Origin of the sequence: Gardnerella sp. KA00127 (assembly GCF_049244125.1) — a bacterium.
In the GTDB taxonomy this organism is placed as follows: Bacteria; Actinomycetota; Actinomycetes; order Actinomycetales; family Bifidobacteriaceae; genus Bifidobacterium; species Bifidobacterium swidsinskii.
Genome location: NZ_CP058377.1, coordinates 58484 through 70324, shown reverse-complemented (window position 1 = coordinate 70324; position 11841 = coordinate 58484). Strand labels below are relative to the sequence as shown.

Below are 11841 nucleotides of genomic sequence, written 5' to 3'. Positions count from 1 at the left end.
CTTAATCTTATAAAAATTAAAGTTTTTTCTTTTTATCTTTTCGAATAAATTAATACTTTTAAGCGTCAATAAACCTTGCATCATGAGCATTTCTTTGAATAAAGAGTCTACGAGGCTCTACTTCATCGCCCATAAGCATGGAGAATGTTTCATCAGCTCGAGCAGCATCTTCAATATGAATTTGCTTCAAAATACGATGCTCAGGATCCATTGTTGTTTCCCACAACTCCTGATAACTCATCTCACCCAAGCCCTTGTATCGCTGAATACCTTCACCTTTAGGAAGTTGACGACCAGCAGCTTTACCTTCTGCCAAAACTCTGTCTCGCTCAGCATCCGTATAAACAAAATCATGTGCTCCCTTGCTCCACTTCAAACGGTACAAAGGTGGCATAGCAACATAAACGTATCCTGCAGTAATCATAGGACGCATATAGCGGAAGAATAATGTCAAATTCAAAGTAGCAATATGAGCACCGTCGACATCAGCATCAGCCATAATAATGACTTTGTGATATCGAACCTTGCTTAAATCGAAGTCTTCTCCATAACCACCACCAACAGCAGTAATTAAGGATTCAATAGTTTCAGACTTCATCATTCTGTCGATTGAAGCACGTTCAGTATTCAAAATCTTACCACGCAAAGGCAAAATTGCTTGCGTAATAGGATCGCGACCTTGAATTGCTGAGCCACCTGCAGAATCACCCTCGACTATGAATAATTCACATTCTTCAGGATTACTTGACTGGCAATCCTTCAACTTATCTGGCATTCCAGCAGTTTCAAAAATAGACTTGCGACGAGTATTTTCGCGAGCTTTTTTAGCAGCAAGTCGAGCACGAGAAGCTTCTATAGCTTTTTGAATAATATTTTTTGCTTCATTTGGATGAGCATCAAACCAATCTCCAAGCTTTTCAGTCATGACTCTTTGCACAAAAGTCTTAGCTTCAGAATTGCCAAGCTTTGTTTTAGTCTGACCTTCAAACTGTGGAGTTGTAAGCTTTACTGAAACAACTGCTGTTAAGCCTTCGCGAACGTCATCACCAGAAAGATTAGTATCTTTCTCTTTCAAAATATTCTTTTCGCGAGCATAACGATTAACTAAAGTAGTAAGCGCTGCACGGAATCCTTCTTCGTGAGTACCGCCTTCAGTAGTCGAAATAGTATTAGCAAAAGTGTGAACTGCTTCAGAATAAGCAACAGTCCATTGCATAGCAATTTCCGCAGAAATACCAATTTCAAGATCTTCAGCCTCAAAGTCAATAACATCTGGCTCTACTGGAACAGCTTTTCGAGATTTAACTAAGTAATCAACATAGTCTTTAATACCATGCTCATACTGGTAGCTTACGCTTCTATGCTTTTCTTCACTAGAAGATTCGGAATCACCTGCAACTTCATCTCCAGCTTCATCTGGCTTACGTAAATCAGTTAAAGAAATCTTCAAACCCTTATTTAAGAAAGCCATCTGCTGGAAGCGAGAACGCAAGGTTTCAAAATCATAAACTGTTGTTTCAAAAATTGTTCCGTCTGGCCAGAAAGTCACAGAAGTTCCAGTAGATTCTCCTTCTGCCATTGGCTCACCTTTTGCCAAAGGAGCAGTTGGATGCTGATCAACATAAGTTTGAGTCCAGTGGAATCCTTGACGACGAACTTCAATTTCTACACGAGTAGAAAGTGCATTAACAACAGAAATACCTACACCATGTAAACCACCAGAAACAGCATAACCGCCGCCACCAAACTTACCGCCAGCGTGAAGCTTAGTCATAACTGTTTCAACACCAGAAACACCTTCGCCTGGCACTTCATCTACTGGAATACCTCGACCATCATCGACAACACGAATAGCATTATCAGGCAAAATTGTTACTTCAATATGCGAAGCATATCCTGCCAAAGCTTCATCAACAGAATTATCAACAATCTCATAAACCAAATGATGCAATCCACGAGGACCGGTAGAACCAATATACATGCCTGGTCTAATACGAACTGCCTCTAATCCTTCTAGAACACGAAGGTCACTCGCATCATAATGTTCAGGAGCAAGTGAATCATCGAGTTGAGCATCATCGAGTTTATGCTCTTCGACGGCATTATCCATCGAATTATCTTCCGTGTTTGCCACTTTAGGTCCCTTCACAAATTGCCTCATACTAAAAGGCATTTATAGAGCCAACATATGCCAGAAAGCACATAAAAGGGGATTCTAGCGTTTTAGCCATAATACATGACATTCTACACACATACTATGACCTCTCTTCAGAAATAGGCATTTTTACTATTTTTAAAAAATATAATAATATTATTAAAATTTATTTCTTAAAAATCCTAATCCACTCGTTGTTGGACCAATAACTTTAATTTCTTTTATTTCAATATTTTCAAGGTTATTATTAATTTTTTCTTTTAATTGTGGAATTAAATAAGAAAGTTGAGTTGCCCAAACTGTTGATTGAGCACGAACAATAAGCACGCCATTTACAACTTGACTTATTTCACAATGTTTTGCAATACTTTCCCCTACTACTTTATGCCAAGAAGAACGTAATTTTGCTATAGAAAGTTGACTATTCCAATTACTTTCAGAAGCAAAATTTTTTAAAATACCACAGAATGATTTAGGATCTCTACCAGGTTTTCCAAAATTTTCCCAAGCTTGTTCTGCATTTTTTTCACGATTATTTTCGCGTTCAGCTTTTCTATTAATAGGATCAAAAATAATTGCAGGTAATTTTCGAGTATCAATTTTTAAAAGGATATTAACAGGAATCATTATTTTTCCTCCTGCTTATTTTTTCTTTGTTCTATTACATCAAGCAAAATATTATTATGCTCTTCACTGAAATTATTAATTTCATTATTTTTTTCTAATAGTTTTCCAATATTTATAAGATTTGTTTTTTTAATATATTCTTTATTAGGAATGTCGCTAAGAGAAGAAGTAGTAATAAAAACTTGACCTTGATTAAGTGCAAAATTTAATATTCTTATACGCCTGTTTTCATCAAGTTGTGCAAATACATCATCGAGAATAACAATAGGTTTATCATTATTTTTTTCTTCTAATGCCTTGCATAATGCCATTTTTGAAGCTATTGCAATTGTCCAAGATTCACCATTCGAAGCAAAATCTTTAGCAGAAATATTATTAATAGCAAAGTCAATATCATCACGATGAGGGCCAATAAGATTGCATCCTCTAGCTAGCTCTCCATCATAAATACGTTGAAAATGCTCACTTATTTTAGAAAAAAGCTCGTTTTTATCTTCAATATTTTCATCACTCTTTTTTTCAAATAATACTTCTTCAAAAGAAGGAACATATATTATTTCCGTATTTTCTTCATTAGTAAAAGATTTAATTATATTTTTGAAATATTTATTAATAATTTGCACAGTTTCTTGGCGTGCTTTTGTTAAGTTAATACCACTTTCAATAAATTTACCAGTCCAAATTTCTAATCCGGATAATGAAACTGTCTGATTTTTGTATGAAAAATCTCTAATATTTTTTAGTAATGCAGCACGCTGTTTAGAAATATGTTTAAATTCTTGCAATAATTGCACATAATTTGGTATTAACAAAGATCCAGCTTGATCGATAAAAGTACGTCTAACATTAGGATCACCAATTATAAGAAATTGGTCTCTTGGAGTAAAAGAAACTATTGGCAATAATCCAACAATGTCTTTAACATATAATGCTTTACCAGAATTTATATGTGCTCTATTAGAACCTTTTACATAAAGATCTATTTCATAAGTTGTTTGATTTAAATTACTTTCTAAAGATGCAATATTACTTAAGCCAGTATTTGTTTCATCTTTTTTATAATTTATATCATTATTAATGGTATTTATTCTTATTATTGATTTTTCATAGCCTTTTTTAATAAGAGGCAATGTTGAAGATGTTCTGTGACTTATTCCAGTACCAGTAACTTCTAATGCTTCTACAATATTGGTTTTTCCTAAACCATTATTGCCATATATAACATTTATTCCAGGGTTGAAATCACAAATTATATGGTTCCAAGAACGAAATGTATCAAGGGCAATTCGCGAAATATACATTGCTTAATTACCCTTTCTTAATAGTTTTAAAAGAAAAATGCGATATTACATTGTACATCAAAAAATAATCTAAAATACAATGCAATATCGCAACAATATTAATTATTAAAACGCATAGGAACAAGCAAATAGCGATAATCTGTTGATTCATCACCATCTGATTCCTGCTGACCATTAAATTCAACAGGTTTTACAGCTGTTGCCATTTTCATATGCACAAATGGCTCTGGAATAGCTCCTAACCCTTCAAGTAAGTAGTTCGGATTAAAGGCAACAGTTATGTCTTCTCCATCCATATCGATATCAAGTACTTCTTTTGCTTGTGATTCGTCAGCAGTACCAGCACTCAAAGTTAACTCCTGATTTGAAAAAATCATTCGAATAGGAGCATTTCTTTCGGCGACTAAAGATACTCGCTTAATTGCATTTATCAATAATTGTTTATTAATAATTGCGTGAATAGGATATTCATCTACGAATAGTCGATCTACAGAAGGGAATTCTCCATCAATTATTTGTAAAGTACTTGTACGACCGGAATTTTCAAAACCTAAAAGTGACTTATCTTCCTCATTAAAATGGATAATAACATTTTGATGATCGTCGAGAGAATGAGCAATATCTCTTAGTAATGACCCACGAGTAAGAGTGGTCGAATGAATGTCATTATGTTCTGGTGTCCACTTAAAAGTAGATCTAGATAGACGGAATCTATCAGTAGAAGTCATAGTAACGGTGTCATCTTCAAATTGGATCCTAATTCCAGTTAGAACCGGTCTATTTTCTTCTCTAGATGTAGAAACAGATGCTTGATTTACAGCTTGAATAAATGTTGGTGCATCAACCTGACCTAATTTATGAGGCAGTTCAGGCAAGTCAGGATACTCTCCAAGAGGCATAAGTTGTAGAGTAAATGTTGATTTTCCGGAAGTAATAGTCAAAGTATTATTTTCAGATTTTAGATAAGTTTTTTCTGCAGGAAGAGACTTAGTAATATCTGCCATCAATTTGCCTAGAATAAGTATGCTTCCCTCTTCGTCAACACCAGCTTCGATGTGATGGCAGCTAGAAATTTGATAGTTGAATGCAGAAAGCTGCAATGTGCCATTTGCTGCTTCAATTTTTAAGCCTGCAAGAATAGGGTTTGCAGGGCGTGAGTCAATTACGCGTGTAGTCCAAGCTACAGCATCAGCAAATGATGCAGAGTTGACTTCTACTTTCATGCTTCCTCTTTTCTGTAAAGTCTGCATTTATTCTACAGTATGAGGGTGTCTACAAAAAAATATTTTTCAATGTTTGCATTGCTTTTGCAATTGTTATTTTTCTTATTAACTAAGTAGTAAATAAAAGTAGTAATAAAGACTGTGTATATGTGGAAAAGTGCTTAAAAACCGCTTTTAAAAAGACTTATTAACAATTAAAAGATGTGGATAACACAAGAACAACAATGTGTATAAGTGGGGAACTTATCCACAACTTTTTCTATTTTTTAGAGTTTCCACATTTTTAAATGCCTTATAAACAACTTAATAACATTTTTAAGCGGCGTTTTCCACGAGTTATGCTCAGCTTTTACCCACATTTGTTATTAAGTATGTGGATAACTTTTTATAAACTTTTAAACATTTATTCATGAATATGTGGAAAATAAGTTTAATTTCTACGCTCAACAGGATTTTGTTTTAAACGAACAGTTAATTCCATAACGTAGTTATAAATTTCTTGCTTTTCTTGCATCTCGCCACTTACTCGAGTATAAGCATGCATAACTGTAGTATGATCCCTACCGCCAAAAACTTCGCCAATATCAACCAAACTCATGCTTGTCATTTCTCTTGCAAGATACATTGCAATTTGACGAGCGAGTGCAACATTCTTTGTGCGCTGACGACCAACAAGTTCATCAAAAGTCATGTGGAAATACTGAGCTACTTGACTAATGATGTCAGTTGGCCTTACTTCAATATCTGTAGCAAAGAAATCTTGTAATGCTTGTTCAGCTAAAGCTTTACTAACAGGCTGATTACTTAAAGATGCTACAGCAGTAACGCGTGTCAATGCACCTTCAAGTTCACGAATATTTTCTGTAAAACGTTCAGCAATTAAATCAAGTACGTCACTTGGAACATTACAGTGATTCATTGATGCCATCATTCTCAGAATTGCAATACGCGTCTCCAAATCTGGCGGTTTAATATCAACCGTAAGACCTGATTCAAATCTGGAAATTAAGCGTGCTTCAAATCCCTTAAGATTTTTTGGCGCAACATCTGAAGCTATAACTATTCGCTTATTTGCTTGATATAAAGAATTAAAAGTATGGAAGAATTGTTCAAGTGTTGCTTCTTTTCCACCAAGGAACTGAATATCGTCAATAAGAAGAACATCTACTTCACGATATCGCCTATTAAAATCAGCGATTTGACCTTGACTTTGATTTGGTGTTTGAAGAGCTTCAATAAATTCATTAGTGAATTCCTCACTTGTTACATAACGAACTTTAAGTGAAGAATCTTTTACTAAAGCATAATTGCCAATTGCATTAAGCAAGTGAGTTTTGCCAAGACCGGAGCCACCATAAATACATAAAGGATTAAAATCTCTGCCGGAACCCTCTGCGACTGCCAAAGCTACAGTTCTTGCAAAACGATTTGAATCGCCAGGCACAAAAGTATCAAAAGTTGCGCACGTATTTAAATGTGTAATTGCATCGCGTTGAACAGAGACAGGCATTTTTTGCTGTGCAGCCTGTTCAGTAGAAATATCAGTTTGTTGAAGAGTAGATATTCCAGTTGCATGATCAAAATCTGGTTGTACAGGAGATGAATTATTTGCTGTAACCGATGACAAATTATTAGATGATGAAACTGAAATATTATCAACAGGCAAAACTGTATTATCAGTTACTATTTTATTTTTATTTAAATTCGCATTGTTCTGTGCTTGATGAGATAAAGAATTTGAAGAATTTTGTGCAGCTTTTTCCTGATATTCAGATTGAGGGACGATCCTAAAAGCAGGAAACATATCTTTACCAGTGCAAATTTTTAATGCTGTAAGTAGAGGAGAATTTAATTCATTTTGCAAAGCTTGTTGCGTTTCAGCATTAGATACGCACAAAACGATGGTCGTTCCAAAGATTGCTTCTGGTTTAACACCTTCAAACCAACCTTTATCGCGCGCAGTTAAAAGGGCGTTATGCTGTAAAACAGTAAGCGTATTAGACCATACCAAAGCAGCTTGCGATGTAGAATCGCCTAATGTATCAGCCATTTCACCCCCAAACTTGCATTTAGCACATGTAATAATGCTGATTCTGTTTACGCGCGCACGTGTGTAATAAGTATCAGTAAGATATGTTTACTCTGACCCTACGAAGTTATCCACAGTCTAGCGTGTTGAAATTGTTTAATTGTGAATAACATGTGTGTAATTTGTGGATAAGTTTAAAGCTGAGATTTGGCTATTTTTCAACGATTTTGCGTGTACAATAAATTGTAATAGAAATGTGAATAAATCATTTTTATTTATATCTGACAATGTTGATTCTTTAATAAGAAAATGTGGAGTTTTGAGCATTGGTGAGGGGTAATAGTATTTTGGTATAGCTTGACTCATACGGGGCCATGCTTTTGCGTGGCTGAATACAGGAGCATTAGTTATGAAGAGGACATTTCAGCCGAATAATCGTCGTCGTCACATGAAGCACGGCTTCCGCGTTCGCATGCGTACGCGTGCAGGTCGCGCAGTAATTAATCGTCGTCGTGCCAAGGGCCGCAAGTCACTGTCTGCCTGAGTTAAGGTAGCGTCGTAAGGCATGGAAAGGCTGAAAAGCCACCGTGATTTTGTTGCGGTGCTAAAAAAACGGCGCAAGGTGAGTTCTCGGGATATCGTCGCGCATTACATTATGCGTGACGATATAGCCGTGCAGAGCACACTTAACGAAGATAGAAGTGCAAGTTTAGATTATATTGCCACGGGTTTTGAAAGTGATACTCCCGCGGCATTTTCTGATACCTTCTTACATGATCAAAAATTTGAACATGTAAAAAAGAGGCTAGGTCTTGCTGTATCTAAATCAGTGGGGAAAGCTGTAGTTCGCAATAAGGTAAAAAGACGTCTGCGAGTAATCGCAAAAAATTATGAATCTTTATTACCTGCAGGTTGTGATGTGGTGCTAAGAGCAAAACCTTCTGCAGCTCAATCTTCATTTGATTCGTTACAATGCCAGATACAAAAGCTTTTTGGCAAAATTAGTGCAGATTTATGTTCTACACAAAATTGCAAAATGCATGAGAATAATCAGAATCAAGGATAATTGAAATATATTATTTTGAGTAAATGGTGGTTATTGTTATGCGTAGTAAAAAAAGTTTAAGTTCTAAGTTTGTAATTAGTGCAATTAGATGGTATCAGCGCACGATTTCTGCAAATAGACCAGCTTGCTGTAGATACTATCCTACGTGTTCGCGTTATGCTATTGAAGCAATTGCTAGGTATGGCACGTTTAAAGGTGGTATTCTTGCATTATTACGCCTTCTACGCTGTAGACCTTGGACAAGCTGCAGTATTGATGATGTACCCCGCAAATATTCGATTTTTTACAGATGTGCTTGGTCTAAAGCACATGAAGAGCCACGGCTAACTCCCTTGGCTGAAGAAGACAAGGAAAACTAATGTTTAATCAAGATAACTTCATACTTGATAATGGATTCTTGGGATGGTTTTATAAAATCTTGACGCCAGTTGAGTGGCTCATGACTCAAATTATGTCATTATTCCATAAGTTATTAACTCTTCTGGGAATGAATGAAGTTGGCTTCTCTTGGGTTTTTTCCATCGTATTCTTGGTATTAGTTGTGCATGCGTGCATTTTCCCTGCATTTATTAAAAGCATTAAAGGCATGCGCAAAATGCAAGCTATTGCGCCTAAGATTAAGAAAATACAGCAAAAATATAAAGGCAAAAATGATCCTGCAAGTAAAGAAGCTATGCAGCGTGAAATGATGAAGCTTTATCAAGATAACAAAGCCAATCCTGCTGGTTCGTGCCTACCTATGATGATTCAGGGTCCTGCATTTATGAGTATTTGGTATACGCTTTCTGTTATTCCTTTTATTGCTCGTGGTAAGCATGCAGCTCTTGGTGCCTTTGATATTGCAACAGCACAGCAATTCATTAAAACTCGCGTATTTGGGGTTGGTGTTGCAGATACTTTTATGACAACTGCTGGCGCAGGTAAAATTGTCATAGTTATATTTGTTGTACTTATGTGTGCTGCAATGTGGTACATGCAATTCAATAATATTCGTAAGAATCTTCCGCCTGAGTCTAAGCAGGGTAGCCAATATACTGTACAAAAGCTCATGATGTGGGGATTCCCGTTGATTTACGTTTTCTCTGCGTTTGCTATGCCATTTGCAATGTTGGTTTACTGGTTAGTAAACAATGTTATAAATATGTTGCGTTCAATTTGGCAAGTTTACGCATTCCCAACTCCTGGATCTCCTGCAGCTGAAGAAAAAGAAAAGCGTGACTATCAAAAAGAAACTGCTCGTCGTGAGCGCGAAGGGTTGCCTTCTATTGAAGAAGAGAATCTTCAAAAAGCTCGTGAAGAAGCTGAGCGTAGAGAGATTGAGGGATTCCAGCGCAAACAGCCACAACGTAAACGTAAGGTGGCAAAGCGCTAATATTTAGATACATTTTGCGGATATATAAAGTCATTTTTATGACTTGAAAATAAGTTAGTAACTTGGCTTTATTATCCGCTAAACTAGACTTCAGGAATTTGTAAAACGTGAATTTTCTCACGATAAGGAGTAATTAATGGTACAAGATGAGAAGAGGACGGTTGATCAACTCAATGAAGAAGCTGATATTGCCGCAGATTATTTAGAAGGCTTACTCGATATTGCTGATTATGAGGGTGATATTGAGATGGGTGTGCGCAATAATCGCCCAATGATTCAGATTGTTGCAGATGATGACACTGATATTAAGAATTTAATTGGTCGCAATGGTGAGGTTGTCGATGCCTTGCAGCAATTGAGTCGTCTTGCTGTTCAACAAAAAACTGGTGATCGTTCGCATCTTATAGTTGATGTAGATGGATTCTTAAAGCGTAAGCGCCAGCATTTGCGCGATATTGCGTTAGATGCTGTTGATGAGGTGCGTGAAACTGGTGAACCTGTGAATTTGAAGCCAATGAATTCTTTTGAGCGTAAAGTTGTGCATGATACTGTACGTGATGAAGGTTTGCGCTCCCGTTCACATGGGGAAGAACCACGCCGCTATGTAACTGTTTACATGCCTTCAGTTGCTTCTGAAGATGAGAATATTGATGAAATTGACGATGTAGAAGGCGAATATTCTGAAGAATAATTAATTTTTATTTAATTGTTTCTTTTCGAAGGAAAAGAGAAATAAAATGAAAAGTAACACAATGGAACAAAAAATGTTTTATTGTGTTACTTTTTATTTATTTTTTATATTGCTTTTATTTGTTTTGGGGAAAATATGGAAGCTAATTTAGATAAAAAATACGAGGAAAATACACAAAAAATAGCGGACGAATTGGAAGGATCCCCGTTGCTGAACGAGGTTTTAGGTGAAGCATTAGAAAAGTGTAAGCTGTTTCACGTGAAACTTCAGCAAGAAGGATTAATAAGAGGTCTTATCGGTCCTAGAGATATGAATATTCTCTGGGAAAGGCATATATTAAATTCTGCAGCAGTTGTTCCTTTTATTAAAGAAGCAATAGTTGGTAGAAAAAATAAAAGAGTTGCAGATGTAGGTAGCGGCGGAGGTTTTCCTGGTCTAGTTTTAGCTGCGTGCTTACCTGATTATGACGTTACTTTGATTGAACCTATGGAGCGTCGTGTTGATTGGTTGCGTGAGTGCGTTGCTCTTATGAAATTAAAAAATGTTACTATATTTCACGGCAGATCAGATGAAGTTATTGACAAAGTTAAGTCACATGAAATTCCAGCGTTTGATGTAGTAACATGCAGGGCTGTAGCTCCTATGACGAAATTAGCTGGATGGACTATTCCTCTATTGAATAAGCACGGGAAATTAATAGCATTAAAGGGTAAATCTGCTCAAGCAGAAGTAGAAAAAGCTGTAAAAATGATTCGAAAAGCCGGTGGAATAGATACTCATGTTTTTGAGGCACCTGTTGCATCTGGCTTACAACCAACTACAGTTGTAATAGTAAATAAAGCCTAATTTTTTAATTAAAATTTGTGTTTTCTATGGCGCGAGTTTATTTTCGATGTTCTTGCGTATCGTCTATGAGTTTTGACTGGTGTTTTCTGAAAACGGTCTGATGAGCCTCGAAAGTTCTTGTTTGGCGTGGCGTGAGTTTTAGCTGGTGTTTGGCTGGCGGGTTTCTTTGTGTGGCTGTGTGAGATAGGAATTACTTGTCTCGCAGCGCTCCGCTCTTATACCTTATTTGGACTTAGCGGTTGTGTAGTTAAGTTTAGTTTTTTATTTACTTTTTCTGCAAAAATAGTATTCATCAACAAGATTATTACTATCGTTCCGCTTTTATATTGCTCGACCAAGCAATTCCTATCTCCCACTATTAGTAAAACCGCTAGTGTTTTTGGTGTGGTAGGAGTGCCTGGTGTGACGTGCGCAGCAGCACGGATGCTAGTGTTCTCTATGCGATAAATATTCAACGTCCGCAGAGCAATACTGTTAAAGTTTGCTAATCAATAAATAATCGCCGTTTGCAAAGCATTACTGCAAAGCTTC

Annotated in this window: 11 protein-coding genes; 6 read left to right on the top strand and 5 right to left on the bottom strand. The window is 36.3% G+C overall.

The window, feature by feature from the left end; translation table 11 throughout:
* Window positions 1–58 precede the first annotated feature (58 nt).
* From gyrB to dnaA, 5 genes are all read right to left on the bottom strand, one after another.
* On the bottom strand, window positions 59–2134 hold the full coding sequence (gene gyrB, locus HXT48_RS00280; RefSeq protein WP_004106076.1) for a DNA topoisomerase (ATP-hydrolyzing) subunit B: 2076 nt from the start codon (window positions 2132–2134) through the stop codon (window positions 59–61).
* A gap of 180 nt (window positions 2135–2314) precedes the next feature.
* Window positions 2315–2782 carry a DUF721 domain-containing protein gene (locus tag HXT48_RS00275; protein ID WP_004109579.1) on the bottom strand — a complete coding sequence of 156 codons (468 nt, stop codon included), beginning with the start codon at window positions 2780–2782 and terminating at the stop codon, window positions 2315–2317.
* Entirely contained in the window at window positions 2782–4083 is a 1302-nt protein-coding gene (recF, locus tag HXT48_RS00270; RefSeq protein WP_012913698.1) for a DNA replication/repair protein RecF, read from the bottom strand. Before recF ends, HXT48_RS00275 begins: the two co-directional genes overlap by 1 nt.
* A gap of 98 nt (window positions 4084–4181) precedes the next feature.
* Window positions 4182–5306, bottom strand: coding sequence for a DNA polymerase III subunit beta (gene dnaN / locus HXT48_RS00265; protein ID WP_421793078.1), 1125 nt, complete (start codon window positions 5304–5306; stop codon window positions 4182–4184).
* Between the two features lie 430 nt (window positions 5307–5736).
* Complete coding sequence (gene dnaA, locus HXT48_RS00260; RefSeq protein WP_004109588.1) at window positions 5737–7356, bottom strand: chromosomal replication initiator protein DnaA; 1620 nt, start codon at window positions 7354–7356, stop codon at window positions 5737–5739.
* Between the two features lie 388 nt (window positions 7357–7744).
* On the opposite strand from dnaA, the gene rpmH reads away from it, so the two are divergent.
* The 6 genes from rpmH (at window position 7745) to rsmG (ending at window position 11310) form a co-directional block, all read left to right on the top strand.
* A complete protein-coding gene (rpmH, locus tag HXT48_RS00255; RefSeq protein ID WP_004106067.1) occupies window positions 7745–7879 on the top strand; it encodes a 50S ribosomal protein L34 in 135 nt (44 codons plus the stop codon).
* Window positions 7880–7900: 21 nt separating this feature from the next.
* Complete coding sequence (gene rnpA / locus HXT48_RS00250; protein WP_415685032.1) at window positions 7901–8401, top strand: ribonuclease P protein component; 501 nt, start codon at window positions 7901–7903, stop codon at window positions 8399–8401.
* Between the two features lie 38 nt (window positions 8402–8439).
* Entirely contained in the window at window positions 8440–8760 is a 321-nt protein-coding gene (gene yidD, locus HXT48_RS00245; RefSeq protein ID WP_076003119.1) for a membrane protein insertion efficiency factor YidD, read from the top strand.
* Window positions 8760–9773, top strand: coding sequence for a membrane protein insertase YidC (gene yidC, locus HXT48_RS00240; protein ID WP_064621826.1), 1014 nt, complete (start codon window positions 8760–8762; stop codon window positions 9771–9773). The genes yidD and yidC overlap by 1 nt, the downstream gene beginning before the upstream one ends.
* Window positions 9774–9909: 136 nt before the next feature.
* Complete coding sequence (locus HXT48_RS00235; protein ID WP_004109601.1) at window positions 9910–10464, top strand: protein jag; 555 nt, start codon at window positions 9910–9912, stop codon at window positions 10462–10464.
* 135 nt (window positions 10465–10599) lie between these two features.
* Entirely contained in the window at window positions 10600–11310 is a 711-nt protein-coding gene (rsmG, locus tag HXT48_RS00230; RefSeq protein WP_004109604.1) for a 16S rRNA (guanine(527)-N(7))-methyltransferase RsmG, read from the top strand.
* Window positions 11311–11841: the final 531 nt, after the last annotated feature.

Excerpts from the sequence above, each read along its gene's own strand:
- HXT48_RS00275 (WP_004109579.1), bottom strand. The coding sequence starts at position 2,782 with ATGATTCCTGTTAATATCCTTTTAAAAATTGATACTCGAAAATTACCT.
- recF (WP_012913698.1), bottom strand. The coding sequence starts at position 4,083 with ATGTATATTTCGCGAATTGCCCTTGATACATTTCGTTCTTGGAACCAT.
- dnaN (WP_421793078.1), bottom strand. The coding sequence starts at position 5,306 with ATGAAAGTAGAAGTCAACTCTGCATCATTTGCTGATGCTGTAGCTTGG.
- dnaA (WP_004109588.1), bottom strand. The coding sequence starts at position 7,356 with ATGGCTGATACATTAGGCGATTCTACATCGCAAGCTGCTTTGGTATGG.
- rpmH (WP_004106067.1), top strand. The coding sequence starts at position 7,745 with ATGAAGAGGACATTTCAGCCGAATAATCGTCGTCGTCACATGAAGCAC.
- rnpA (WP_415685032.1), top strand. The coding sequence starts at position 7,901 with ATGGAAAGGCTGAAAAGCCACCGTGATTTTGTTGCGGTGCTAAAAAAA.
- yidD (WP_076003119.1), top strand. The coding sequence starts at position 8,440 with ATGCGTAGTAAAAAAAGTTTAAGTTCTAAGTTTGTAATTAGTGCAATT.
- yidC (WP_064621826.1), top strand. The coding sequence starts at position 8,760 with ATGTTTAATCAAGATAACTTCATACTTGATAATGGATTCTTGGGATGG.
- HXT48_RS00235 (WP_004109601.1), top strand. The coding sequence starts at position 9,910 with ATGGTACAAGATGAGAAGAGGACGGTTGATCAACTCAATGAAGAAGCT.
- rsmG (WP_004109604.1), top strand. The coding sequence starts at position 10,600 with ATGGAAGCTAATTTAGATAAAAAATACGAGGAAAATACACAAAAAATA.